This is a genomic window from Nocardioides marmoriginsengisoli (assembly GCF_003725695.1).
Lineage (GTDB): Bacteria > Actinomycetota > Actinomycetes > Propionibacteriales > Nocardioidaceae > Marmoricola > Marmoricola marmoriginsengisoli.
Genome location: NZ_RJSE01000009.1, coordinates 1 through 23,961, shown reverse-complemented (window position 1 = coordinate 23,961; position 23,961 = coordinate 1). Strand labels below are relative to the sequence as shown.

The window sequence follows — 23,961 nt, the reverse complement described above, 5'->3', positions numbered from 1 at the left end:
ATGGACTCAGCACTGACCTCGGTCGCCCTCCCGGCGGCGCTGGCGATCATCATGTTCGGGCTCGGCCTCGCGCTGACCGTCGACGACTTCCGCCGGGTGGCGCAGCACCCGAAGGCGGTGGTGATCGCGCTGATCGCCCAGGTGCTGCTGCTTCCCGCGCTCTGCTTCGGTCTGATCAAGGCGTTCGACCTGGAGGCGGTGCTCGCCGTCGGGATGATGCTGCTGGCGGCCTCGCCCGGCGGCACGACGGCCAACCTGTTCAGCCACCTGTTCCGCGGGGACGTGGCGTTGAACATCAGCCTCACCGCGATCAACTCGGTCCTGGCCGTGCTGACCCTGCCGGTGGTGGTCAACGTGGCGATCAATCACTTCGAGCCGAGCGGCGCCGGTGACGTCGGGCTCCAGTTCGGGAAGATGCTTCAGGTGTTCGCGATCGTCCTGGTCCCGGTCGGGATCGGGATGCTGGTACGACGCCTCCGACCCGCGTTCTCCGACCGCGCCGAGCGACCGGTGCGGACCGCCTCTGCCGTCGTCCTGGTGCTGGTCATCGCCGGCGCGCTCCTGGGCGAGCGCGAGAACCTCGGCGACTACCTCGCCGACGTCGGGATGATCGCGGTGGTCTTCTGCGCTTGCTCGCTGACGATCGGCTACCTGCTGCCGTGGATCGCCGGGGTGACCCGCGAGCAGGCGATCGCCACCTCGTTCGAGGTCGGGATCCACAACAGCACGCTGGCGATCGCGGTGGCGGTCAGCGTGCTCGACAACGACACCTTCGCGATCCCCGCCGCCGTCTACGGCATCGCGATGTTCCCGCTGGCGGCCGCGGCGGGCTTCCTGATCAGCAGGAGAGCCGCGCCGCAGCCGGCAGGCTGAGTCACTCCGTCGAGATCGCGTTCAGCACGTTCAGGCGCGACGCCCGCACCGCCGGCATCACCGCCGCCAGCACGCCCACGACCACGGCGATCAAGCCGAAGACGAGCAGCTGCGAGAACGGGATCGACAGCACCGTCAGGTCCTCCTTGAGGACCCGCTGGAGCAGGGTGCCGTAGATCAGCCCGAGCGCCATCCCCAGCACCGCGCCGAGGACCGCGATCGCCACCGACTCCAGGGTGATGGTGCGGCGCAGCTGCCGCCGGGTCATCCCGATCGCGCGGAGGAGGCCGATCTCCCGGGTGCGTTCCAGGACCGAGAGGCCGAGCGTGTTCACGATGCCGATGATGGCGATGATGATCGCCAGCGCCAGCAGGCCGTAGATCATGTACAGCAGCTGGTTCACCTGTCCGCGAATGCTCTCGGCGAAGCCTTCCTTGTCGTTCACCTCGATCAACGGGATCGGCTTGGCGACCCTGTCCAGCGCCCGGTGCACGGCGGCCGGGTCGGCGCCGTCGTCGAGGACGATGCTCAGGGCGTTGTCCTGCCGTTGGATCCCTGCCTGCTCGACGACCTCGAGGGGGACGTTGATGCCGAAGACCACCACGCTGTTCTCGCGGATGATGCCGCCGATCTGGATCGACAGCTTCTTGCCGCCCGGGAAGGCGAGCTTCAGGGTGTCGCCCACCTTCCAGCCCTCTTCCTCGGCCTTGTCCTCGTTGATGATCGCCTTGCCCGCACCGAAGTCCACGGAACCCTCGCCGGCCTCGAGCTTCGAGACGTCGTCGAAGTTGGCATCAGCGGCGCCGATCGTCTCGTTGTGCCCGTCGACCTTGGCGTCCAGCATCTGCTGCCGGCTCACCGTCGCGACCCCGTCGACCTGCTCCATCCGGTCGCCGACCTGGGTCGAGAACGGAGCGAAGATCACCGACTGGGCGATGAAGTCGGGGGCGAACTGCTCGTCGACCACGGTGTCGACCGAGGCCTTCATCGAGCCGGCCATCACCGCGATCGTCGAGACCAGGGCCAGCCCGATCATCAGCGCCGACGCAGTCGCACCCGTACGCCGGGGGTCGCGCATCGCGTTCTCGCCGGCGAGGCGCCCCGAGGCCCCGAACAGCCGTCCGAAGACCGCCCGGCAGGCGACCAGCACCGGGAACCCGATCACCGGGCTCAGCACCGCGACGGTCAGCAGCGAGAGGAAGGCCCCGATGCCGACCCAGGCTGCTGCCGGCATCCCGTCCACCCCGGCCAGGCCCGCGATCGCCGCGGCGACGGAGACCGCGATCACGATGGACCCGATCACCGAGCGCCGGCGCAGCGAGCCCTTCGCGGGCACGGTGTCCTCGCGCATGGCGGCGACCGGGGCGACCCGGCCCGCCCGGCGCGCGGGGAGGAGGGCGGCGACCAGCGTGACCAGGATGCCCACCGTGTAGCTGGTCACCACCGTGGCCGTGGTCAGGTTCAGGAAGCTGCCCTCGATGTCCAGGCCGAAGCTGCTGAACATCGCCGCCAGACCGCGGGCGAGCGCCCAGCCCAGGCCGATGCCGACCGTCGAGGCGAAGAGCGCCATCACGAACGCCTCGGCCAGGATCGCGCTGGTCACCTGCCGCCGGCTCGCTCCGAGTGCGCGCAGCAGCGCCGACTCCCGGGTTCGCTGGGCGACCAGGATCGAGAAGGTGTTGACGATGATGAACGCCCCGACGATCACCGCGATCAGCGCGAAGACCAGCAGGAAGGTCTTGATCACGTCGAGGAACTGGGCCATCGCGTCCTCGGACTCCTTGACGACCTGGTCGCCGGGGACCGCCTCGAAGCCTGCCGGCAGCACCGCCTTGGCAGCCTTGACCAGCTCGGACTGCGAGACGCCGTCCGCGGCGGTCAGGGCAACGGTGGTGAAGACGTCGCGGCCGCCGAGGAAGACCTCCTGGGCGCCGGGGGTGTCGAAGATGATCAGGGTGGCGCCCGCCGTACCGCCGCCGTTGAACTCCGCGGTGCCGACCAGGGTCGCGGTGCGCTCCAGCTGGCCCGCCGGGGTCAGCAGCTTGACGCTGTCCCCGAGGGAGTAGCCGGCCTTCTCGGCGGAGCCCTCGTCCAGCACGATCTCGCCGGCGCCCTTGCCCCAGCGTCCGTCGAGCAGGGTGAGGATGTTGTTGCCGTCCATGTTCGGTGCTTCGGTCCGGTTGAACGCCAGCGTGGGCGCTCCGGTGCCGCCGAGCAGGTCGCCGTCGGAGTCGACGACGTACATCCCGAATCCGTCCACGTTGCCGTCGGCCCGGTCGACCTCGGGGAGCGCCGCGAGCCTCGCGACGGTGTCCGGGGTGACGGTGGCCGCGGAGACGCCGGTCTCGCCGGCCGTGAAGGACTCGGCTCCCTCGACGCGGACGACACCATCCGGAGTGGTGCCCTGGATGATGCCGTCGAAGGTCTTGCTCAGGCCGGCCGAGAAGACCAGGACGCCGGAGAGGAAGGCCACTCCGAGGACGATCGCGAGGGCGCTCATCGCCAGGCGCATCTTGCGCGCGCCGACGTTGCGCAGGATCAGCTTGAACAAGGCTCAGGCCCCCGTGTCGCGACGGTTGCCGACGGCCGCGGCCTGGAGCGCGGTGATGTGCTCGAGGATCTCCTCGCGACTCGGCCGGGCGAGCTCGTCGACCACGGCGCCGTCGGCGAGGAAGATCACCCGGTCGCAGTGCGACGCGGCCACCGCGTCGTGGGTCACCATCACGATCGTCTGACCGAACTCGTCGACCGAACGGCGCAGGAACGCCAGGACGTCGGCGCCGGAGACCGAGTCCAGGTTGCCGGTCGGCTCGTCGGCGAAGATGATCGACGGCTTGCTGACCAGGGCCCGGGCGCAGGCGACCCGCTGCTGCTGGCCGCCGGACATCTCGCTCGGCCGGTGGCCGAGCCGGTCGCGCAGCCCGACGGTGTCGACCACGGCGTCGAACCAGGCTTGGTCCGGGGCCGCTCCCGCCAGCGACAGGGGCAGCAGGATGTTCTCGCGGGCGCTCAGCGTCGGGATCAGGTTGAACGACTGGAAGATGAAGCCGATCCGGCTGCGGCGCAGCACGGTCAGGTCCTTGTCGCTCAGGCTGCCCAGCTCGGTGCCGTCGACGATCACCTGGCCGGAGCTGGGGGTGTCGAGCGCCGCGAGGCAGTGCATCAGGGTGGACTTCCCCGACCCCGACGGCCCCATGATCGCGGTGAACTCGCCGGCGTTGAGGTCGAGGGTGACGCCGGCGAGCGCCCGCACCTCGGACTCACCGGAGCCGTAGACCTTGGTGAGGTCGACGGCGCGCGCGGCGGCAGGACTGGTGACGACTGGAGAGGTCATGGGCGCAACCCTGCCAAGGTTCTCCGGATGCCGCTATCGGGAATTACCCTGAGATCAGGCCGCCGCGTGTTCAACAGGCGGTTTCGGTGTCTATCTAGGTATGAAACCGAAATGGAAACGGCGCACGCTCGCCGCAGGCTCAGCGGCGGCCGCACTGGCCGTCGCAGTACTGCCTCTGCGGGCCGCTCAGGCAGTCCCACCGATCTATCAAGTGAACCTGCAATCTGATCCATTCCTCCCGGGGTACGGAACGGGTCTGGTCCAAGGCGAGATCGAGTTCGCCGGCAAGTTCAAGTTCGACTACGACCTCAAGGTGTCGGACCTTTGCCCGCGAGATGGCCTGGGCACGTCCTTCTACTTCGTCTCCGAGATGGGGGATGGGGACACGGCCCTGAGCGGTGTCCGCGGCTATGACACCGACGGGTGTGGGAACGGCTCGATCCGGTACCAGGCGACCCTGCAAGCGCAACGCATGATCAAACGAACTCGCGTTGCCCAGTGCACAACCAACGACGGCAATCTGTGCTGGACGGTCAGCACCAAACTCGGCACGTGGAAGGACAACCCGACATGGTGAGTCAACGTTCAGGACGGACCGTCCCAGTGGCTTCTGCGGTGTTCCTGGTGGCCGCGGCGTGTGGTGGTATCGCACTGGCGACGCGTAGTGGTGATCGCGCCGCTGTGCCGGCGCCCGCCGCCCTCGGGTCGCCGACGTCGGCCGAAGCCTTTGAGGCCGCGGCTAGACGGGCATTCTCGGGAACCAGCCCGCTCGGACCCGCTCGCCATGGGTCGCTCGGCGAGAACGGTGCGGCAAGTCGTTCGGCTGCCGGAACCGGCGCTCGGTACGTCGACTTCGGGAACGAAGGTCAGCACACCTGGAGGCTCTACGAGGAGCCCGAGGGAGATCATCCGCAAAGGCCCTCCTGCCCGACGGCTACGCCCGCGATGCTCAGTTGCGACGTCGGGCGTGGCTCTGACGGAGACGTGACGATCACGACGGTCCTGGTTTCCGTGAAGGCTCCCGCAGAGTTCGGTCCCGGGAAGTACACGTTGCCTGTTGACGGGCAGCTCGCGAAGTCCAGGCTGGATGATCTACGCGTAGAACGGAATGTCCGCACCTTTCGAACCGACGGCACGATGGTGAGCGCTACGGAGACCGTCTTCGAGCCCAGCAGTCTTAACCCGGAGCAGATCTTCAGCTCGAACGTCACGTCGATGCGAGCCGTCGTCGAGGAGTAGGAGTCGACGAGGTCGCCCCTCTCAAAAGACCACGAGAGCCCGGACCTGATGGTCCGGGCTCTCGTTCTCTCTTGCGACCCCGACGGGACTCGAACCCGCGGCCTCCGCCGTGACAGGGCGGCGCGCTAACCAACTGCGCTACGGGGCCTGGTTGTGCTTCGGATTGTGAAGCCACGGAATGTTAACGCATCCACCGGCCACTCTCACAATCGCACCCCCAACGGGATTCGAACCCGTGCTACCGCCGTGAAAGGGCGACGTCCTAGGCCACTAGACGATGGGGGCCTGCCCACCGCGCAGAGCGCAGGGGACCGGTCAAGCATAGGGGCGGCGGCGGGGCCCGACAAATCTGGACCGGCCTCCTAGGCTGACGCCATGGATCTGGCCGACGACCTCTTCGACGACCTCGTGGGCGAGGCTCTCGACAGGATCCCGCCGCAGCTCGCCGCGCTCCTGGACAACGTCGTGGTGCTGGTCGAGGAGGAGCCGCCCCCGGACGAGTCCGACCTGCTCGGCCTGTACGTCGGCACGCCGCTCACCGAGCGGGACAGCACCTACACCTTCCTGGCCCCGGACCAGGTCTTCGTGTTCCGGGGACCGCTGCTGCGGATGTGCGCCGATGTCGAGGAGCTGGCGGAGGAGATCGAGATCACCGTGGTCCACGAGATCGCCCACCACTTCGGGATCGATGACGACCAGCTCCACGAGTGGGGTTGGGGTTAGCGACCGCGTCACCTGAGGTGCCGGGAGTGGGCTAGGTGCCGATCCGGTACCCCGCCCACGCCGCCGCCAGACACCCCAGCACGGTCCCGACGGCGTACCCGAACCCTCGCCAACCGCCCCGGTTGACCGACTGCACCGCGACCGCGGAGTAGGTGGTGAAGGCACCGCAGAAGCCGGTGCCGAGCAGCGCCATCGGTCGCCCGTCGACCCCGTGCCCGACGAGCCAGCCGAGCAGGGCCGAGCCGAGCAGGTTGACCGCCAGCGTGCCGGCACGACCCCGGTGGTCCAGGTACCGGGCCGCGAGCAACCGCAGCGGCGCACCGACCGCGGCACCCAGCGCGACGAGCAGCGCGGTCATTCGTCCACCCCCGCGTCCTCGGCCGCGGCCCGCTCGGCCGGTCCGACCCAGCGGTCGACCAGCCAGACCGCGACCAGCGCGGCCAGCAGGGTCCCGGCGGCGTACAGGAGCGCGGTCAGGTCCTGGTCGCGCTCGAGGAGTACGACGGTCTCCGCCGATGCCGCGGACATGGTCGTGAAGCCGCCGAGGACCCCGGTGCCGAGGAACACCCCCAGCCACGGCGTACGGCGGACCGCGGCGATGCCCGCCAGCCCCGCCAGCAGCGCGCTCCCGGCGACGTTGATCGCGAAGCCCGTCCAGGGGAAGCCGGTTCCCACCTCGAACCACTCGGTGAGCCCGAACCGGGCCAGCGACCCGAGGACCCCGCCGGCGGCTGCGGCGATCAGCGCGGCCCGCAGCGGTGGTGCGGTCACGAAACCTCCTGGCGCGCCGACATCCGCGTCGGACCGCGCCAGGGTCGAGGCGCCTCACCGCGGGCCTGCCGGCTGAACTCGCCGAGGTACCAGCGCTGCAGCGCGAGCAGGTCCGGGCCGGGGCGGACCGCGAGCAGGCTGTCGTCGGCGAAGCTGCGGTAGATCTCGTCGAGCAGCCTCGACAGCCGGGCCATCGAGTGGGGCGCGCTCGGCGGTGCGCTGTACTCCAGGTCGACGGACTCGGCACCGGCCTCCATCGCCGCGTCGAGCGGCTCCAGCCCGATGACGTGCCGGCGCTCGTGCTCGACCTGCAGGTAGGCCTCGGCGAACTCCACCGCGATCGGGTAGCGGTCGGGGTCGCTGATCGCGAGCAGCCGCAGCTCGCGGCCGAGCTCGTTGAAGTGCCGGCGCAGGTGCGAGAACAGCTCCACCGGCATGTTCAGCAGCTGCAGCATCATCCGGTCGTCAGGGTCGACGTCCACCTCGCCGCGGGTCGCCATCACCTCGTCGAGGTCGAAGAGCGCTCCCGCGACCGGCGCCTCGCCGGGTTCGGCGGCCGGCTCGAACCAGACCACCTTGCCGCTGCCGCGGGCGTCGATGTCCGCGCCCCAGCGGACGGCGTAGCTGGCGACCAGGTCCAGGCCGCGGCCGACCGTCGACCAGGAGAACTCGTCGTCGATGTCGATCTCCGCCGCCGAGTGCCGCTGCTGCGGGGGGACCAGGGACTGGTCGGTGACCTCGATCCGCGGATGGTCGACCGTGCCGCGGACGTGCACGGTCATCGGGGGGTCGGCGTGCAGGATCGCGTTGGTGACCAGCTCGGAGACGGCCAGCCGGGCGCTCTCGGCCAGCTCGGGGCGGCCGATGTCGACCAGGACACCGGTGACCCAGTCGCGCGCCAGCCGCACCGACGGCGGACTCGCCGGCAGTGCCAGTGTTCGCTGGTTCTGGGGCACGGATGCGGACTCCGGGGTCGGGGACGGTTCAACAGGGCTGGTGCCCATCCCTCCACCCGGATCAAACCACATTCGAGACTCGGATTCGGGGAAGCGTGTGACCGACGAGACGTCCTCTCAATTGTCGGCCCGCGAGCGAAAACGGGAGAATGGAGGCATGGCAACCAGGACCGGGGAGCAGCGTCACCGCGTGGTCGTGATCGGCTCGGGCTTCGGCGGACTGTTCGGCACGAAGGCCCTGCGCCGCTCCGACGTGGACGTGACGATGGTCGCGAAGACCACCCACCACCTGTTCCAGCCGCTGCTCTACCAGGTCGCGACCGGCATCCTCTCCGAGGGCGAGATCGCTCCGCCGACCCGTGAGGTGCTGGCGAAGCAGAAGAACGCGACCGTGCTCCTCGGCGACGTCACCGGGATCGACCTGGAGGCCCGGACGGTCACCTCGCACGTCCTCGGACGCCAGCTGGAGACGCCGTACGACTCGTTGATCGTCGCGGCCGGCGCCGGTCAGTCGTACTTCGGCAACGACCAGTTCTCCGAGTTCGCCCCGGGCATGAAGAGCATCGACGACGCGCTGGAGCTCCGCGGCCGGATCTTCGGTGCCTTCGAGCTGGCCGAGGTGATGGCGGCCCGCGGCCAGGACGTCGACCACCTGCTCACCTTCGTCGTGGTCGGTGCCGGCCCGACCGGTGTCGAGATGGCCGGTCAGATCGCCGAGCTCGCCCACAAGACCCTGAAGCGCGACTTCCGCGCGATCAACACCCGCAAGGCCCGGGTGATCCTGGTCGACGCCGCCCCGCAGGTGCTGCCGCCGTTCGGCGCCAAGCTCGGCGCCTGGACCCAGAAGAAGCTCGCCGGGATCGGCGTCGAGGTCCAGCTCGGCGCGATGGTCGTGGCCGTCGACGAGCGCGGTCTCGAGGTGCAGGACAAGGACGGCACCCGCCGCCGGATCGAGGCGGTGACCAAGGTCTGGGCGGCCGGCGTCCAGGCCAGCCCGCTGGGCAAGACCCTCGCCGAGCAGACCGGCGCCGCGCTCGACCGCGCCGGCCGGATCTCGGTCAACCCCGACCTGACGCTCCCCGGTCACCCCGAGGTGTTCGTGGTCGGCGACATGGTGTCGCTGGACAACCTCCCCGGCGTCGCGCAGGTGGCGATCCAGGGGGCTCGGTACGCCGCCCGCGAGATCGACGGGCGGTTGCGCGGGAAGGCGCCGCAGGCCGGCTTCAAGTACTTCGACAAGGGCAGCATGGCCACCATCTCGAGGTTCAGCGCGGTGGCCACCGTCGGCAAGCTGCGGCTCTCCGGCTTCATCGCCTGGCTGATGTGGCTGGCGGTGCACCTCTTCTACATCACCGGCTTCAAGAACCAGGTCACCGCGCTGCTGCACTGGGCGGTCACCTTCATCGGCAACGACCGCTCTGAGCGGACCGCGACCGAGCAGCAGATCTTCGCCCGAGCGGCGCTGAAGCGCCTCAAGGGCGGTGCCGCCGAGCTGGTCAGTGCGCCGTCGCCGGTGCGCAGCCGCGAGGAGCTCGAGGCGCAGGCGCTGGAGGAGTCCCGGCTGACCGATGCCGGTGCGCGGGGACGCTCCGAGGCCTGACTCCGCAGGTCACTCGTACTGCGGCGGCGGCTCTCCGCTGGCGGCGAGCTGCTCCCGGGCCCACCGGGGGAGGATGAAGAGTCCCTCGGCCTCGACGGTGGTCTCGCCGTCGGCGTCCTTGACCCACCCCTTGACGACCGTCTTGATGCCCTCGGCGGAGTCGACCCATGCCTCCGCGGTCAGCGCTCCGAGAGCGGTCGGCTTCCGGTAGCGCAGGGTCAGGGTCCCGGTCATCCCGGGGGTCCCGCCGGCTGCCGCGGCCTCGCCGAAGATCTGGTCGAGGACCAGCGCTAGGACGCCGCCGTGGACCTTGCCCGGAGGGCCCTCGTAGAGCGCGTTCAGGAAGAACTCCGAGCTGGCTCCCCCCTTCTCGCGGTCCTGGACGATCTTCAGCGGCGGCGCGATCGGGTTGCGGAGGCCGACCACCGCGTTCCCGTAGCCGCGGACGTGGCCGCTGGTGGTCACCACGACCCCGAAGTTGGCCGGGATCATCTCCGCGGAGAGGCGGGCAGTGATCTCCTCGATCTGGCGCTGCGCCTCGAGCACGGTGTCCTGGTCGACGGTGGTGCGCAGGCTGACCTCGCCGAGGCGGCGCAGGGACTCGGTCAGGCCGCCGTACACGGCTTGCTCGCGCGCGAATTCCTCGTCGGTCATGTCGACGGTCCGGTACTCGAAGGGAGCGCGTGTCATGCCGCCAGAGTAGAACGAGTTCCAATTCTCCGCGACGTGAGCCGCAGCACGTGAGAAGGTCGGCCGCATGGAGATCGGTGTCGCGCTTCCGCAGATGGCTCCCGGCTACGGCCCGGGAACGACCGTTGACTGGGCTCGCGGGATCGACGCCGGCCCGTTCTCGAGCGTCTCGGTCGGGGAGCGGGTGACGTTCTCGAACCCGGAGATGGTGGCGACCCTGGGTGCGTGCGCCGCCGTCACCGAGCGGGTCCGGGTGCTCGCCAACCTCTGGGTGCTGCCGCAGCACCCGATGGCGATGGTGGCCCAGCAGATCGGCACCCTGGACCAGATCTCGAACGGGCGCCTGGAGGTGGCCGTCGGTGTCGGCGGTCGCGAGGACGACTACCGCGCTCTGGACGCCTCCTTCGCCGGCCGGCACGCCCGGCTCGACGAGAAGGTCGCCGAGCTCCAGGCGCTGCTCGCCGGGAAGCCGCCCTTCGAGGGTGCCGACCCGGTCGGTCCGGCGTGCGTGCAGCCGGGCGGCCCGAAGCTGTTGGCCGGCGCGATGGGGCCGAAGTCGATGCGGCGGGCGGCGCGGTGGGCGGACGGGGTCAGCGGCTTCAGCATCGCCGGTGACGCCGAGGAGATCGTCCGGACCAACGACCTGGCCGACGACTGCTGGCGCGAGGAGGGCCGCGACGCCGCGCCCCGCAAGGTCAGCGGCTGCTTCTTCGCTGTCGGCGTCCCGGATGCCGCCGACGCGCTGGAGGCGTTCACGACGCGCTACCTGGGCTTCCTCGGCCCGGACCTGGCCGCCGCGATCGGCCGCAGCGCCCGCGCCTCGACACCGGAGGTCCTCGGCGAGATCCTCGACGGCGCCGCCGACGCCGGCTGCGACGAGTTCATCCTGGTCCCGGCGACGACCGACCTGCGCTGCCTCGCCGCGGCAACCGAGCTGGTGGCTGCGAGGTCTTGACGGCACCCTCCGTTTACTAGAACGTGTTCTACATGACGTTGCGAGTGATTCAGTGGGCCACCGGCGGAGTCGGCCAGGCCGCGATCGGCCAGATCCTGCTGCACCCCGACCTTGAGCTGGTCGGCTGCTGGGTGCACTCGGCCGAGAAGGCCGGCAAGGACGTCGGCGAGATCCTCGGCGGCGACCCGATCGGAGTCGTCGCCACCAACAGCATCGAGGAGATCCTCGCGCTGGAGGCCGACTGCGTCCTGTACTCGCCGCTGATGCCGAACCCGAAGGAGGTGGCGGCGATCCTGAAGTCCGGGAAGAACGTCGTGACCCCGCTCGGCTGGTTCTGGCCCACCGAGCAGGAGCGGTCCCGAATGGAGCCGCACTGCCTCGAGGGCGGCGTCACGCTGCACGGCACCGGCATCGACCCCGGCGGTGCCACCGAGCAGCAGCCGCTGTTCTTCTCCGGCCTCTCCTCCGCGATCACCTACGTCCGCGGTGAGGAGTACTCCGACATCCGCACCTACAACGCGCCCGACGTCGTCCGGCACATCATGGGCTTCGGCGGTACGCCGGAGGAGGCGATGTCCGGGCCGATGCTGGCGCTGCTCTCCAACGGCTTCCACCAGTCCGTGCAGATGTGCCTGGACACCCTGGGCTTCGCGGACGCCGAGATCCGGGCGACCCGCGAAGTGGCGGTCGCGACCGCCCCGATCGACTCGCCGATCGGCGTGATCGAGCCCGGCCAGGTCGCCGCCCAGCAGTTCGCCTGGGAGGCGTTCATCGGCGAGACCAAGGTGGTCCGGGTCGCGGTGAACTGGCTGATGGGCGACGAGCACCTGGACCCGCCGTGGGTGTTCGGCCCCGAGGGCAAGCGCTTCGAGGTGGAGGTCAAGGGCGACCCTGACTGCCTGGTGATGATCCACGGCTGGCACCCGAGCTCGGTCGCGGCCGGCCTGGAGCGCAACCCCGGCATCGTGGTCACCGCGGCGCACTGCGTGAACTCGATCCCGTACGTCTGCGCCGCCGAGCCCGGCATCCTCACCTTCGTGGACCTGCCGGTGGTGGCCGGCCGGGCGCACCCCGACCTGGCGCGTTGATGGACGCCTCGCGGTTCCCCTCGCTCGACCCCGAGCTCCGCGCGATCGTCGAGCTGCTGCCGGAGACCGTGGCGGCGTTCGACGACATCCCGGCCGTCCGGGCGATGTTCGACGCCTGGCTGCCCGCTGGTCCGGTGCCGGGCGAGGAGACTCTCGACATCACCGACGAGGTCGTCGACGGGGTCCCGGTGCGCACCTACCGGCCGCGCGAGGCCGCCGGCGACCTGCCGGGGATCCTCTACCTGCACGGCGGCGGCTTCTGCATCGGCAGCATCGAGACCGAGCACGGCGGGGCGGTCGCGCTCGCGAACGCGCTGCCGGCGGTCGTGGTGAGCGTGGACTACCGGCTCGCGCCGGAGCACCCCTACCCGGCCGGTCTGGAGGACTGCTACCGCGGGCTCCAGCACCTGGCCGGCCTGGCCGGGGTCGACCCGGCCCGGCTCGCGGTGCACGGCCAGAGCGCCGGTGGCGGGCTCGCGGCCGCGACGGCGCTGCTCGCCCGGGACCGCGGCGGGCCGGCGCTCCGCTTCCAGTCGCTCGGCATCCCCGAGCTGGACGACCGGCTCGGGACCCCGTCGATGACCGCGTTCACCGACACCCCGATGTGGAGCCGACCGCAGGCGGTGCTGTCCTGGCAGCACTACCTCGGCGGCCGTCCCGCCGACGGGTACGCCGCTCCCGCCCGGATGGAGAACCTCGCCGGGTTGCCGCCGGCGTACGTGGTCACCTGCGAGCTGGACCCGCTCCGCGACGAAGGCATCGAGTACGCGATGCGGATGCTCGCGGCCGGGGTCTCGGTCGAGCTGCACACCTACCCGGGGACCTTCCACGGCGCCCAGCTGGTCCCCGCCGCGGCCGTCGTCCAGCGCATGAACGCCGACCTCCTCGCCGCCCTGCGCCGAGCCCTCGCCCCCGCCGAAGAGGCCCTTCTGGTCCGTTGAGTCGGCCCTTGCGTCCGCCGAATCAGGCGTTCTGGTTCGCCGCTCGGGCGGTGCCGGCCTCGATCTCGGCGAGCAGGTCCACGACGTACCGGGCGAAGTCGATCTGGATCGTGTGCCGCGGCGCCGCGTAGTACTGCGCGGTGTGCTCGGCCTGGTCGGCCTCCATGATCCGCACCTGGTCCTCGACGCTCGGCAGCGCGTACTCGCCGGTGAGCAGCCGGGCCAGCAGCTTGGACTGCTGCTCGGCGAGGTTCACGATCGTCGGTGACGACTGGGCCAGGCCGAGGAAGTACAGGTTCTCCACGCCGGGCTTGATCATCCGCTTGAACAGCGGGTACTGGTGGTCGGAGTCCGGGTGCAGGTCGGCCTCGCCCGCGCCGTCCGGGCCGGCGTCGAAGAACGGGAACCGCATCTCGTACCCGGTGGCGCAGATGACCACGTCCGCCTCGACCGAGGTGCCGTCGACCAGGTGCACGGTGTGCCCGTCGAAGCCCTTGATCGCGGCCAGCATGTGGATGTCGCCGGACCCTGCCCGGGTCAGGAAGTCGGCGCTGACCGAGGGGTGCGCCGAAAGCGGCTCGTGATCGGGCTCGGGCAGGCCGTAGTTGGTCATGCTGCCGACGAGCTCCTTGATCAGGGCGCGGCCCGCGGCCAGCCCGACCTCGCGCGGGATGTCCGGCGGCGCCATCACCTTGTCGGCGGCGATGCCGTTGCGGTACTTCGGCAGCACCCACACGCCGCGGCGGGCGGAGACGTACAGCTTCTCCGCCATCCACCGGTTCGAGAGCTCGGAGGCGATGTCCATCGCCGAGTTGCCCATCCCGACGACGATCACCCGCTTGCCGCGGATCTCGATCGGCTCGAACGGGTTGACGTAGGCGTGCGCGTGGATCAGGTCCCCGGCGAAGGTGCCCTCGTACGTCGGGAGGCTGGGGTTCCAGTGGTGCCCGTTGGCGACCACCAGGTCGGTGTAGGAGCGGGTCTCACCGGTCGACAGGGTGACCTCCCAGCCACCGCCCTCACGACGTGCTGCCCGCTCGACGCCGGTGTTGAACTCGATCTTGTCGCGCAGGCCGAACTCGTCGACGTACGCGCGGAAGTAGTCGTGGATCAGGGTGTGGTGCGGGAAATCCGGGTAGTCCGCGGGGGCGGGGAAGTCCTCGAACTGCAGTCGCGCGGTCGAGGTGTCGATGTGCAGCGACTCGTAGACCGCCGACCGGCCGTTGGGGTTGCGGAAGTACCAGTTGCCGCCCACGTCGTCGGAGAGCTCGAACTGGTCGTAGTCGATCCCGAACTCGGCGAGCCGCTTCGCGGTGGTGATGCCCGAGCAGCCGGCGCCGATGATGCAGACCCGCGGGCTCATCCGCGCACCGCCGCGAACGCCGCGCGGACGTAACCGTCGGTGCGAGGCGAGGCGACCATGTGGTCGGCGAGCTTGTTCGGCGCGTAGGCGAACGTCGTACGGGTGTCCAGGTCGTTGACGACGATCGCGCCGCCGTACCCGGTCCACCAGCAGACCCGGCCCTCCGGGATCGCCGGCGCCGAGCTCATCGGGAGGGCGTAGCCCATCCCGAACCGGACCGGTACGCCGAGCAGCAGGTCGTCGCCCTCGGACTGGACCTCGAAGATCCGGTCGATCGTCTCCTCGGAGAGCAGCCGGACGCCGTCGACCTCGCCGCCGTGCGAGATCAGTGCCTGGGCCCGCGCGATGCCACGGGCGTTGCCGTGCCCGCCCGCGCCGCCGACGGCGCCCTGACGCCACGCGGCGCCGTTGCAGGCGTCGATGGAGAGCAGCGGGTTGAGGATCGTTCGGATCAGGAAGTGGTCCGGTCCCATCGCGCCGAAGTCGAGACCGGACGGGGGCGGCGCGATCAGGTCGGCGCAGCGGTCGAGTTCCTCGTCGGGGACGCCGAGCCGGAAGCCGCCCCCGAGCGGGGCCATCACCTGGTCGTGCAGCACGTCGGCGAGCGGCCGGCCGACGGCGCCGCGGACCACGGCGTCGAGGAGGTGGCCGTGGCAGACCAGCTGGTACGCCGGCGCGCTGCCCGGCTCGTACCAGGGCGTCTCGTCGGCGAGCACGCCCTCGGAGTACTCCAGGTCGAGGATCTCGTCGATCCTGATCGGCGGTGTCCAGCCGGGGACGCCACTGGTGTGCCCGAGCAGGTGTCGGACCAGGACATTCTCCTTGCCCTGCGCCCCGTACGCCGGCCAGTACTCGGTGACCGGGGCGTCCAGGTCGATCAGCCCCTTCTCCACCTGGGTGAGCACGGTGAGCGCGCCCATCGCCTTGGTGACCGACCAGACCTGGGTGATCGTGTCGCGGGCCCAGGCGACGCCGGGACGGGCCTCGCCGCCCCACAGGTCAACGACCAGCTCGCCGTCGCGCACGACCGCGATGCTGGCGCCGGCGTCCTCGCCGTTCGCCAGGTTGGTCTCCAGTAGATCCCGCAGCGGTTCGAAGCCGTCCGCGCAGGTGCCCTCGATGCTCATCGCCTCAGTCACCGGGTCACCATAGAACGGGTTCTCGTTCCTGGGAACGCGAACGGCGGCGCGGAGGGCTCGCGCCCGCCACGCCGCCGTTCGGCGGTTCAGCTACTTCAGTTGACCGAGCGCTTCAGCGCGGCGGCAGCCTTGAAGGCCGGGGCGTTGCTCGCGGCGATCGCGATCTCGGCGCCGGTCTGCGGGTTGCGGCCGGTACGGGCCTCGCGGCGCCGAACCTCGAACTGGCCGAAACCGGCGAGGACGACGCTCTCGCCCTTGGCCAGCTCGGCAGCGATCGTGTCGAGCGCGGCCTCGAGAACGCGGCCGGCGGCGGCAGCGGTGGTGTCGGCCTCGGCGGCGACCTTCTCGATCAGTTCCTTCTTGTTCATGACTCTCCCTGGGATCGTGGTGAGGAATGCTTCAGAACCCTATGCCGCCGCGCCCCCGGGGCCTACCGCGGGGCCGTTGTCGGCGCGCCGTGTCGGAAAAAACTTCGCGGAGTGGGCCCCCAGGGGATCGAACCCTGAACCCGCGGATTAAAAGTCCGCTGCTCTGCCAATTGAGCTAGGGGCCCCGGGCAGGGGACCGGTCCGGGGCGAGCCCCTGCGGTTCCGATGCCGTGGCGCGAGCCTACTGCCGGAGCCTTCGCCCGCGGGGTCCCAGGGTAGGTTGGCCAGCGGCCGCCCACCCTGACGGAAGGTCTCCTCCGTGCCGATCTGGCGTTCGCCCGCACTCGAGGAGCTGCTCGAGACCTCGCTCGACGAGAGCGGACTGACCGAGGCCGTCATCCAGCGCCTGGTCGCCCTCGGGGTGCGCGAGACCGAGCAGCTCGACTTCAAGGCGACGCCGCACCTCGCGGAGTCCGGAGCCGCCGCGTCGCCGCCGGCGAAGGAGAAGGGCTGGAGCCCCGAGCAGGAGTTCGCCAAGGACGTCTGCTCCTTCGCCAACCACCTCGGCGGCCTCCTCGTGATCGGGGTGAAGGACGAGAAGGACGTCGCGGTGGATGCGGTCCCGGCGGTGACGGACCCGGCCGCCGTCACCCAGCGACTCCGCCAGGCGCTGGTGAACCACGCCAGTCCGGCGCCGCAGTTCCACGTCGTCCCGGTCGAGGCGGCGGCCGGCGGCTTCTACCTCGTCCTGATCGTCCCGCCGAGCTCGCTGGCGCCGCACGCCGTCCGCGGTGCGACCGGCAACGAGCGCCGGCCCCTGCACTACCCGGTGCGCGACAACACCGGCACCCGGTGGCTCCTGGAGCACGAGGTGGCCGAGCGCTATCGCGCCAGGTTCGGCGGCCGCGCGGCGATGGCGGCTCTCCGCGACCAGACCGTCGGCTCCGGGCTCGACGCGCTCCAGCGGGCCGACACCGGGACCTGGCTCTACCTGGCCGTCGTCCCCGAGGCGCCGGCGCCGCAACGCCTCGACAAGAGCGCCCTCGAGGCCATGACGACGTGGTGGCACCGCGAGTACCAATTCGTCTCGCCGCTGCAACGATTCCTGCGCGCGGGGATCCTGACCCCGGCGCCCGAACGCATCACCTTGTCCGAGTCCCCGGCGCGAGCCGACGAGGAGGCAGCCGATCCGCGCGGCGACGCCTATGCCGAGCTCTACGTGGACGGACGCGCGTTCGTGGCCACGCCGATCGTGACGAACACCAGCCGCGAGGATCCGGCCTGCATCGGCGAGCGCACCCTGGCGGACGACACGATCCTGCTCACCGATCTCGCCCTGTCCTGGGCCAGCCACCAAGCGGGGGCGTGGGGTGGCGCGGACGTCGTGGTCGGCATCGCCGAGCAGGGGCTGACCACGGGAGAGTTCGATCCTCCGCTCACCCTCCAAGCCGCGAGCAACGACGGGCTGCACCGGATCCGCGGCACCCGGGCGATCCGCCGTCCGATCCAGTCCGAGAGCACCGCCGACCTCGCCGAGGCGGCGGATCCGCCGGGTCGCCTCCGAGCTGCGCGGGACGCGCTCACGGTGCTCCTCCACCACTTCGGGATCGCCGAGCCGACCCAGCTCGAGGCCGACGGCACGATCGTCGGCTGGGGATGGGGTGACCGGCGGCAGCAGGTGGAACGGTGGGCCAGGGATCGAGGCGTGCCGTTCCGGCTGCATCCCTCCCGCTCGTGACGGCGCCGGTCGACCGTGTCCCCGCAGGGAGCACGGGTAGTCCGGACTCGCCGGGTTTGTCGGCGCACGGGGCATTTACCCTGTTGGATAGATCCGTCAGTGTCTGAGCAGGGGGTGTCAGGTGGCAAGTGCTGTCGATTTGGGTGAGAGCATTCCCGACTACTGGCGGCTCGCCATCGTCGAAGACCACCTCCTCCAGCGTCAGCGCACCCAGGAGCTGTTCGACCGCCAGGCCGGGATGCGCGTGGTGTTCACGGCCGACTCCCTCCCGGACTTCGTGCGCTGGCTCGAGACGGCCACGCCGGCCGAGCGTCCGCACCTCCTCGTGCTGGACCTGGTGGTGGACCGCGGGCAGAGTGCCGACCCCGAGACGGTGCGTGCCCTGACCCGGGCAGGTCTCCGGGTGCTGGTCCTGTCCGCGATGGCGTCACCGCCGCTGGTGCGGGAGATCCTGCGCGCGGGGGTCGGCGGCGTCGTCGGCAAGCGCGATCCGGAGGAGGACATCGTCGGAGCGGCGTGGACCGTCCTGGGCCGCGGTCAGTGGATGACCCCGGAGCTGGCTGCCGTGATGGCCGGAGACGCGCAGCGCCCGGCACTGAGCGACCAGGAGGAACGCGCCCTGGTGCTGTACGCCTCGGGCCTGACGCTGGACGCAGTCGCGGCGTCGCTCGGGGTGAAGCGGGACACCGCGAAGACGTACCTCGATCGGGTCAAGGCCAAGTACGCCGGCGCCGGTCGCCCGGTCCGCTCGAAGGTCGACCTCAACCGGGTCGCCCTGACCGACGGGTACCTCGATCTCGGCGACGCCGAACCCGACGCGCAGGTCGCTCCGAACGCCTGAACCCGGCCCGGCTCGGAACCGGGGGACATCCTGTCCCCTGTTCGGGGGTCATCTGGGGTTCCCGAGCCCGGATGACGGGTTCGACCCCCGTGTTGCTGCCTAACGTTCGATGCATCCCTCAGGATCCGCTCCGGTCGGCGACGTCGCAGGAGCCCGAACGACAGGCGCACGATGACGGTTCGACTTCGCACAGCAGGTTCAGTACGCAAGGTAGCCCTGGGGACGTTCGTCCTCGGCATGGCGGCCGCGCTTCCGGCGACGGGACTGGTGTCCAGCGCGACCGCTGCACCCGGCAACCCGGGCACGCCGAGCGCCCCCACGGTGGTGTTCTCCGAGGGCTTCGGCACCGGGCTGGCCTCGGGCGAGCTCAGCAAGCTCGCCGACTACGCCGGCGGCAAGTACACCGCCGACCCGGCCTGGCTCTCCGCCGCGGCCGGTAACGGACTCGTCATCGACGGGACGACGACCGATGCCGACCAGGTGACCGCCGGCTACACCGCGGCGACCGGCGCCGGTGTGACCAGCCCGACGAAGGGCGGCGAGCTCCGCGAGCTGGCCACGATCCTCGGGGCCCTGAACGGCACCAGCCCCGACACCGCGAACCACGCCGTCACGGCGTACACCGACGCCAACCCGGGCGCCAACCTGGTCGAGTTCCAGACGAAGAACCTGCTGCCGCTGAACGCGGACGGCCGGTTCCTGACGATCTCCGCGAACGTCGCCGTCTCGAACTGCGTGCGGGCGAGCGCTCCGCTGCTGAAGTTCTACCTCGTGGACGCGGGCACGGAGAACGTCGTCAACAACACCGCGCTCAACCCGTGCACCGGAGCGCCCAGCGACGCGCCGCGGGCCGTCACGCTGACCGGCGGCAACGCGGTCCTGTTCGACGCCGACCAGGTCGGCATCGCGCTGAGGAACGAGAACGGCAGCGGTGGCGGCAACGACCACGCGTACGACGACGTGAAGGTCCTCGACGTCACCCCGCAGCTCGACAAGGACTTCGTGGCCACCGGTGACGAGCAGCCGGGCGACCCGGTCGACCTCGTCTTCACGGTGACCAACACCTCCGAGCTCGGCGGCAAGTCCGGCTGGAGCTTCACCGACAAGCTCTCCCCGGGCCTGGAGGTCGCCGGCGACGCGACGTCCACCTGTGCTGCCGGTGACGTCACCGCCGTCGTCGGCGCGACCTCGATCAAGGTCGAGAACGGCGACCTGGCGAGCGGCGAGGCCAGCTGCACGATCACCGTCCCGGTCACCGCGGACGCGGAGGGCACCTACAAGAACGGTCCGGAGAACATCACCTCCCGCGGTCTCGACAAGCCCGCGGTCACCGAGGTCGTCTTCACCGCGCCGGCTACGCCGGGTTCCCCGGAGCCGGTGCTGCCGGAGACCGGTGCGCCGGCCGCTGGAAACGGTGACCTGTGGATGACCGCCGGCGGTGCCGGCCTGGCCGTTCTCGGCCTGACGACCGTCGCGATCGCCTCGCGCCGGAAGCGCACCGCGCTGTAGACACCATGCCACCCGCTGCGCTCCTCCTCACCAGGGGCGCAGCGGGTGCACTCGGGGAGGGGAGGGAGACCGATGCCGGACGAGCAGCCGATCGCGGCCTCCCCGCGTCGCCCGGGTGCGCACCGGGCAGCTCGTCCGCGGCGTCGTCGGTTGCTCGTCGCCGGGCTCACCCTGACTTTCGCCGGAGCGGGCCTGGTCGGGTACGACCAGCTCGGCACCGCCCGGGAGGCTGCCGCCGCTGTGGTCGACGACAACACCGCGTCGACCGAGCTCCAGAAGTCCGTACGACGCATCGAGGAATCCTGGGAGCGCGGCCTCGCGCCGGGAGAAGTCGGCGTGCTCCGGATCCCGAGGTTCGACACGGGGGGCAAGGAGTTCGCCGCGCCGATCGTCCAGGGCTGGGACGAGGACGATCTCGCGCGCGGCATCGGCCAGTACGACGGCGGCGCCCGGCCGGGTGAGGCCGGCAACGTCGTCCTCGCCGGCCACCGGGTCACCCACGGCTCGCCGTTCGCACCGTTCCCGTCGCTGCGGGTCGGCGATCTCGTCGAGATCGAGACGGCCACCCGGGTAGTGACCTACCGCCTGATCACCGACGGCACCCGCTACCGGGTCCCCGACACCACGGTCTGGCCGACCTGGTCGACCCCGGACCCGGACCTGTCCGCGAACCGGCCGACCAAGAAGCACTACCTGACCCTGGTCACCTGCGCTGAGACCTTCCACACCGACTTGCGCAACGTCGCTATCGGCATCGAGGTCCGAGCGCGCCCGGTCCAGCGCTCGACCGCAAGCTGATCTGGTTCGATGTCCTCGTGGTCGACCGTCTCCTGAAGCTCCTGCGCACGATCCGCGCCACCGGCCTGGGGGACGGCGGTGTCGCGTCCAGAAGCGTCGCGGAATCGCTGCGCCGCGCGATGCTCTACGGGCTGGTGGGCTGGAACGTCCTGCTCGCGGCCGTGGTCGCCGTGGGCGACCCGCGGATCTCGCCGTTGCTGATGGTCGCGCTGCACCTGCTGCTGATCGTCGTCGCCGTCGGCTGCCTGCGCGGGTACGGCGGCATCGAGGTCTGTCTCGCCCTCGGCTACGGCCTGTGGCTGGTGGACTACCTCGCGGCACGATCGATGGACGACGCGATCACCCTGGCGGCGTGCTGGCTGGGGAACCTGCTCTACATGGGGTCGGCGATCGCGCTGACCCACCGGGGCCGGACCTGGTTCCCGATCGTGGGCTCGGTCACGGTGGTGGCCGTCCTGGTCACGGTGAGCCCGGTCTGGCGCCTCGAGGAGGCGTCGGCGTTCGTCGTGACCGCGCTGACGATCGTCGTCGTCGTGCGGGTGGCGATGACGTCGTTGTGGGGCCTGGCGGAGCAGGCCGACCTCAACATCGAGCAGCTCGAGGAGGAGCGCCAGGAGCAGGAGGTGCTGCGTCGGACCGGTGACGAGTCCGCCGAGGACGCACGACTGCTGCACGACACGGTCGTCAACACGCTCGGTGCGGTCGCCAACGGGGTGAGCACGGTCGACCGTGCGGACGTGGTGCGCGCCCGGTGCCGCGGCGACCTACGGGTCGTGGAGGGCCTGCTGGAAGGACGACGCGGGCAGGCTTCCCGCCGGCTGACCGAGATCGGGGACGGGATCGCGGGCGTCGAGCTCGTGCGGACCGGCCTGACCGGATCCGATCTCGACGAGCTCCAGGACGTCCTGGCGCCGGAGGTCGTCGACGCCCTGGTGGGCTCGGCCGACGAGGCCATCCGGAACGCCGGCAAGCACGCCCGCGCCGAGACCGTGCGCCTGGACCTTGCGCGCGTCGGTTCAGAGGTGATCGTCACGGTCGTCGACGACGGGGTCGGGTTCGAGGCCGACGCGAGCGCCGGTCACGGCATCGAACGGTCGATCCGCGGACGCGTCGCGGCCGTAGGCGGGAAGGTCGACATCGCGTCGCGACCCGGCGAGGGCACCCGTGTCACGATCAGCTCCTCGGTGTCGGGCGGTGGGCCGACCCGCACCTCGGCTGCCGACCTGGCGACCGATGTCGACGGCATCTCGGGCCGGTTGATCCGGCGCGCGTGCTGGCTGCTGAGCGTCGGCGCCGTGGTGGTCGGCTTCGTGATCGAAGCAGCGAACCGTCCCGGGCAGCTCACCTGGACCTACGCCATGCTGGCCCTGGTGGCGAGCTGTCTCGGGATCGCGGGTCTTGCCTCGCGTCGGACCGGGAGGCTGCCGGCGCCGGTCGTCGCTCTGCTGGTGGCAGCGTTCCCGGTGGGCTTCGTGGCCGCGGTGGCCGGGATCGACTTCGGGCGTACCGAGGTCATCACCTTCCAGGCGATCGGGATCAGCTCGCTCATCCTGATCCTGCTGGCCCTCGGCCACCTCCGTGCCGCGCTCACCGCCGGTGCGTTGCTGGTCGGGACCACCGCGGTCCTGTCCGCGGTGATGTGGGCGGACTCAGCGTCGTACGGTGCCGTCGTGGTGGTGGGCGCGGCGCCGTCGCTGGGGCTCGCCGTCGGCTGGTGGTACTTCGAGAAGCTCGTGGTCCGGGTGGTCGCCGAGTCGGAGAACGCCCGCGTGCTCGCGGCGCAGGCCTCGGTGGAGGTGGCGAGCCGGCGCGAGATCGAGGCGGCGCGGCGGCGCTGGGGAACCGCGAGCCTCGAACGGTCGGCGGACCTGCTCCGCGGCCTCGGCACCGGCGGGCTCGATCTCGACGACCCGGGCGTGCGGGCCGCGTGCGGGGCCGAGGAGGGCTACCTGCGCCAGCTCCTGCTGCTCAGCCCGTCGTCGTACCGGATGAGCGGCTGGTTCGCGCACGCCCTGGCGGCGGCCCGGTCGCGCGGCGTCCGGCTGACGATCCGAAGCGGTGACCAGGACGCGCCCGACGACGCCGCGGCAGGGGCGATCGGCGGACTGGTACTGCGCTCGGTGGCGTCGGCGGCCGAGGGAGCCGACGTCACCGTCGGCTGGTTCCCGACCACCGCCGGCACCCGGCTGATCATCGTCGGCCCGCCGACCGGGGACGATGCCGGCGAGTCGGAGCTGCCGCCGTCGTGGAGGGTGTCGCGCACGGTGCTCGCCGACCAGGAGGTCGCCGAGGTCATCGTCGCCTGAAGGCCGCCCCCTTCGGGGGACAAATGGCGCAGCAGTCGGTCGACCACGACCGGGGACAACCCGGACGACCCGGCGGTGCTGCCGGAGACCGGAGATCCCGCCGGCTCGGGTCCGGGGCGGTGTCTTGTGCGCTGGGTCGTGCTGCTGGTCCGCTGCCGGCAGCTCCGGCGTGCCGACGTCTGAGTCAGTCCGCAGAGATCTCGGCGTCCTTGCCGGAGCGGTAGTGCTCGACGATCTGGGCGAACTGCTCGGGCTCGACGGTCGAGCTGCTGATCGTGTGCTGCTTGCCGTCCTTCGCCTTCAGGACGGTCTTCCACGACCGTGACGTCGGCGAGCCGGACATGGTGAGGTCCGTGGCCGGATCGCGCAGGTCCCAGGTGGTGGAGCTGGCGCCCCGGGAGATCTCCAGGGTGCCGTTGCTGATCGAGACGATCGCGGGGGTCCAGTTCAGCAGCGCCCACCAGGAGGCCATCGCGGCCAGGACCATGCCGGCGGCGGCGAAGACGGCCGGGGAGCCGCCGTTGGAGACGGCCACGAAGATCGCGATCACCGCGCCCACCACGAAGACCAGGAACAGCGCCCCGAAGAGGTAGTTCAAGGTGTTCCCGGGTCGGAACTCGACGAAGCGCGGGATCGGCTCGGGGTCCTTGGCGGGCTGGGTCTTGGCGGGTTTCGGCTTCTTCGGGGGCTTGGGTGCCTTGGCGGGCTTGGACGCCTTGGCAGGCTCGA

General features: G+C 70.8%; 23 protein-coding genes and 3 tRNA genes. 13 read left to right on the top strand and 13 right to left on the bottom strand.

The window, feature by feature from the left end; translation table 11 throughout:
- Positions 1-873, top strand: coding sequence for a bile acid:sodium symporter family protein (locus tag EFK50_RS18795; RefSeq protein WP_123229141.1), 873 nt, complete (start codon positions 1-3; stop codon positions 871-873).
- 1 nt (position 874) lies between these two features.
- On the opposite strand, the gene EFK50_RS18790 is transcribed toward EFK50_RS18795, so the two are convergent.
- Both EFK50_RS18790 and EFK50_RS18785 read right to left on the bottom strand, forming a co-directional pair.
- The gene (locus EFK50_RS18790) at positions 875-3,424 is read right to left on the bottom strand and encodes an ABC transporter permease (protein WP_123229140.1); all 2,550 of its coding nucleotides are present in this window, start codon (positions 3,422-3,424) and stop codon (positions 875-877) included.
- A 3-nt stretch (positions 3,425-3,427) separates the two neighbouring features.
- Positions 3,428-4,207, bottom strand: a complete 780-nt coding sequence (locus EFK50_RS18785) for an ABC transporter ATP-binding protein (protein WP_123229139.1) — start codon at positions 4,205-4,207, stop codon at positions 3,428-3,430.
- Positions 4,208-4,307: 100 nt separating this feature from the next.
- Here EFK50_RS18785 and EFK50_RS18780 point away from each other — a divergent pair, with 100 nt between their 5' ends.
- The gene (locus EFK50_RS18780; protein WP_148046234.1) at positions 4,308-4,784 is read left to right on the top strand and encodes a hypothetical protein; all 477 of its coding nucleotides are present in this window, start codon (positions 4,308-4,310) and stop codon (positions 4,782-4,784) included.
- 38 nt (positions 4,785-4,822) lie between these two features.
- Positions 4,823-5,446 carry a hypothetical protein gene (locus EFK50_RS21945; RefSeq protein ID WP_148046233.1) on the top strand — a complete coding sequence of 208 codons (624 nt, stop codon included), beginning with the start codon at positions 4,823-4,825 and terminating at the stop codon, positions 5,444-5,446.
- Positions 5,447-5,520: 74 nt separating this feature from the next.
- Here the strand turns inward: EFK50_RS21945 and EFK50_RS18770 are convergent.
- Together EFK50_RS18770 and EFK50_RS18765 are read right to left on the bottom strand one after the other, a co-directional pair.
- Positions 5,521-5,594: transfer RNA gene (locus EFK50_RS18770), tRNA-Asp, on the bottom strand.
- Positions 5,595-5,658: 64 nt separating this feature from the next.
- Positions 5,659-5,731: transfer RNA gene (locus EFK50_RS18765), tRNA-Glu, on the bottom strand.
- A gap of 90 nt (positions 5,732-5,821) precedes the next feature.
- Between EFK50_RS18765 and EFK50_RS18760 the strand changes: the two genes are divergently transcribed.
- Positions 5,822-6,169 carry a metallopeptidase family protein gene (locus tag EFK50_RS18760; protein WP_123229136.1) on the top strand — a complete coding sequence of 116 codons (348 nt, stop codon included), beginning with the start codon at positions 5,822-5,824 and terminating at the stop codon, positions 6,167-6,169.
- Between the two features lie 31 nt (positions 6,170-6,200).
- On the opposite strand, the gene EFK50_RS18755 is transcribed toward EFK50_RS18760, so the two are convergent.
- The 3 genes from EFK50_RS18755 to EFK50_RS18745 are packed head-to-tail and all read right to left on the bottom strand — an operon-like array spanning position 6,201 to position 7,896.
- Entirely contained in the window at positions 6,201-6,527 is a 327-nt protein-coding gene (locus EFK50_RS18755) for a fluoride efflux transporter FluC (protein WP_123229135.1), read from the bottom strand.
- Complete coding sequence (locus EFK50_RS18750) at positions 6,524-6,940, bottom strand: fluoride efflux transporter FluC (protein WP_123229134.1); 417 nt, start codon at positions 6,938-6,940, stop codon at positions 6,524-6,526. Before EFK50_RS18750 ends, EFK50_RS18755 begins: the two co-directional genes overlap by 4 nt.
- On the bottom strand, positions 6,937-7,896 hold the full coding sequence (locus EFK50_RS18745) for an ATP-binding protein (RefSeq protein ID WP_183407917.1): 960 nt from the start codon (positions 7,894-7,896) through the stop codon (positions 6,937-6,939). Before EFK50_RS18745 ends, EFK50_RS18750 begins: the two co-directional genes overlap by 4 nt.
- A gap of 157 nt (positions 7,897-8,053) precedes the next feature.
- Between EFK50_RS18745 and EFK50_RS18740 the strand changes: the two genes are divergently transcribed.
- Entirely contained in the window at positions 8,054-9,496 is a 1,443-nt protein-coding gene (locus EFK50_RS18740) for an NAD(P)/FAD-dependent oxidoreductase (protein ID WP_123229132.1), read from the top strand.
- 9 nt (positions 9,497-9,505) lie between these two features.
- Here EFK50_RS18740 and EFK50_RS18735 read toward each other — a convergent pair whose 3' ends face one another.
- Positions 9,506-10,186, bottom strand: coding sequence for a PaaI family thioesterase (locus tag EFK50_RS18735; RefSeq protein WP_183407916.1), 681 nt, complete (start codon positions 10,184-10,186; stop codon positions 9,506-9,508).
- A gap of 67 nt (positions 10,187-10,253) precedes the next feature.
- Between EFK50_RS18735 and EFK50_RS18730 the strand changes: the two genes are divergently transcribed.
- From EFK50_RS18730 to EFK50_RS18720, 3 genes are read left to right on the top strand one after another with little or no spacing between them, the layout of a single operon-like run.
- Positions 10,254-11,141: an LLM class flavin-dependent oxidoreductase gene (locus tag EFK50_RS18730; RefSeq protein ID WP_123229131.1), complete on the top strand. Its 888-nt coding sequence runs from the start codon at positions 10,254-10,256 to the stop codon at positions 11,139-11,141.
- A gap of 32 nt (positions 11,142-11,173) precedes the next feature.
- A complete protein-coding gene (locus EFK50_RS18725) occupies positions 11,174-12,229 on the top strand; it encodes an NAD(P)H-dependent amine dehydrogenase family protein (RefSeq protein WP_123229574.1) in 1,056 nt (351 codons plus the stop codon).
- Positions 12,229-13,170 carry an alpha/beta hydrolase gene (locus EFK50_RS18720; RefSeq protein WP_123229130.1) on the top strand — a complete coding sequence of 314 codons (942 nt, stop codon included), beginning with the start codon at positions 12,229-12,231 and terminating at the stop codon, positions 13,168-13,170. Before EFK50_RS18725 ends, EFK50_RS18720 begins: the two co-directional genes overlap by 1 nt.
- A gap of 22 nt (positions 13,171-13,192) precedes the next feature.
- Here the strand turns inward: EFK50_RS18720 and EFK50_RS18715 are convergent, their stop codons facing one another.
- The 4 genes from EFK50_RS18715 to EFK50_RS18700 all read right to left on the bottom strand — a co-directional run bounded on the left by EFK50_RS18715 (position 13,193) and on the right by EFK50_RS18700 (position 16,225).
- A complete protein-coding gene (locus EFK50_RS18715) occupies positions 13,193-14,533 on the bottom strand; it encodes a flavin-containing monooxygenase (protein WP_123229129.1) in 1,341 nt (446 codons plus the stop codon).
- Positions 14,530-15,672 (bottom strand): serine hydrolase domain-containing protein, encoded by a 1,143-nt coding sequence (locus EFK50_RS18710; protein WP_221177482.1) that lies wholly within the window; start codon positions 15,670-15,672, stop codon positions 14,530-14,532. The genes EFK50_RS18715 and EFK50_RS18710 overlap by 4 nt, the downstream gene beginning before the upstream one ends.
- Before the next feature lie 95 nt (positions 15,673-15,767).
- On the bottom strand, positions 15,768-16,040 hold the full coding sequence (locus tag EFK50_RS18705) for an HU family DNA-binding protein (RefSeq protein ID WP_123229127.1): 273 nt from the start codon (positions 16,038-16,040) through the stop codon (positions 15,768-15,770).
- A 112-nt stretch (positions 16,041-16,152) separates the two neighbouring features.
- Positions 16,153-16,225, bottom strand: a tRNA-Lys gene (locus EFK50_RS18700).
- A 134-nt stretch (positions 16,226-16,359) separates the two neighbouring features.
- Between EFK50_RS18700 and EFK50_RS18695 the strand changes: the two genes are divergently transcribed.
- The 5 genes from EFK50_RS18695 (at position 16,360) to EFK50_RS18675 (ending at position 23,232) form a co-directional block, all read left to right on the top strand.
- Positions 16,360-17,778: an AlbA family DNA-binding domain-containing protein gene (locus EFK50_RS18695; protein ID WP_123229126.1), complete on the top strand. Its 1,419-nt coding sequence runs from the start codon at positions 16,360-16,362 to the stop codon at positions 17,776-17,778.
- A 121-nt stretch (positions 17,779-17,899) separates the two neighbouring features.
- Positions 17,900-18,619 carry a response regulator gene (locus EFK50_RS18690; RefSeq protein WP_183407915.1) on the top strand — a complete coding sequence of 240 codons (720 nt, stop codon included), beginning with the start codon at positions 17,900-17,902 and terminating at the stop codon, positions 18,617-18,619.
- A 171-nt stretch (positions 18,620-18,790) separates the two neighbouring features.
- Entirely contained in the window at positions 18,791-20,128 is a 1,338-nt protein-coding gene (locus EFK50_RS18685) for a DUF7933 domain-containing protein (RefSeq protein ID WP_148046232.1), read from the top strand.
- Positions 20,129-20,200: 72 nt separating this feature from the next.
- On the top strand, positions 20,201-20,926 hold the full coding sequence (locus EFK50_RS18680) for a sortase (RefSeq protein WP_123229123.1): 726 nt from the start codon (positions 20,201-20,203) through the stop codon (positions 20,924-20,926).
- A 17-nt stretch (positions 20,927-20,943) separates the two neighbouring features.
- The gene (locus EFK50_RS18675; RefSeq protein WP_123229122.1) at positions 20,944-23,232 is read left to right on the top strand and encodes a sensor histidine kinase; all 2,289 of its coding nucleotides are present in this window, start codon (positions 20,944-20,946) and stop codon (positions 23,230-23,232) included.
- Positions 23,233-23,416: 184 nt separating this feature from the next.
- On the opposite strand, the gene EFK50_RS22355 is transcribed toward EFK50_RS18675, so the two are convergent.
- The coding region (locus EFK50_RS22355) for a hypothetical protein (protein WP_221177481.1) at positions 23,417-23,961 on the bottom strand (545 nt) is incomplete at its 5' end.

What these genes read in the sequence shown, in the direction of transcription:
- EFK50_RS18795 (WP_123229141.1), top strand. Translation starts at nt 1, where the DNA reads ATGGACTCAGCACTGACCTCGGTCGCCCTCCCGGCGGCGCTGGCGATC.
- EFK50_RS18785 (WP_123229139.1), bottom strand. Translation starts at nt 4,207, where the DNA reads ATGACCTCTCCAGTCGTCACCAGTCCTGCCGCCGCGCGCGCCGTCGAC.
- EFK50_RS18780 (WP_148046234.1), top strand. Translation starts at nt 4,308, where the DNA reads ATGAAACCGAAATGGAAACGGCGCACGCTCGCCGCAGGCTCAGCGGCG.
- EFK50_RS18760 (WP_123229136.1), top strand. Translation starts at nt 5,822, where the DNA reads ATGGATCTGGCCGACGACCTCTTCGACGACCTCGTGGGCGAGGCTCTC.
- EFK50_RS18755 (WP_123229135.1), bottom strand. Translation starts at nt 6,527, where the DNA reads ATGACCGCGCTGCTCGTCGCGCTGGGTGCCGCGGTCGGTGCGCCGCTG.
- EFK50_RS18740 (WP_123229132.1), top strand. Translation starts at nt 8,054, where the DNA reads ATGGCAACCAGGACCGGGGAGCAGCGTCACCGCGTGGTCGTGATCGGC.
- EFK50_RS18735 (WP_183407916.1), bottom strand. Translation starts at nt 10,186, where the DNA reads ATGACACGCGCTCCCTTCGAGTACCGGACCGTCGACATGACCGACGAG.
- EFK50_RS18730 (WP_123229131.1), top strand. Translation starts at nt 10,254, where the DNA reads ATGGAGATCGGTGTCGCGCTTCCGCAGATGGCTCCCGGCTACGGCCCG.
- EFK50_RS18725 (WP_123229574.1), top strand. Translation starts at nt 11,174, where the DNA reads ATGACGTTGCGAGTGATTCAGTGGGCCACCGGCGGAGTCGGCCAGGCC.
- EFK50_RS18720 (WP_123229130.1), top strand. Translation starts at nt 12,229, where the DNA reads ATGGACGCCTCGCGGTTCCCCTCGCTCGACCCCGAGCTCCGCGCGATC.
- EFK50_RS18715 (WP_123229129.1), bottom strand. Translation starts at nt 14,533, where the DNA reads ATGAGCCCGCGGGTCTGCATCATCGGCGCCGGCTGCTCGGGCATCACC.
- EFK50_RS18705 (WP_123229127.1), bottom strand. Translation starts at nt 16,040, where the DNA reads ATGAACAAGAAGGAACTGATCGAGAAGGTCGCCGCCGAGGCCGACACC.
- EFK50_RS18685 (WP_148046232.1), top strand. Translation starts at nt 18,791, where the DNA reads ATGACGGTTCGACTTCGCACAGCAGGTTCAGTACGCAAGGTAGCCCTG.
- EFK50_RS18680 (WP_123229123.1), top strand. Translation starts at nt 20,201, where the DNA reads ATGCCGGACGAGCAGCCGATCGCGGCCTCCCCGCGTCGCCCGGGTGCG.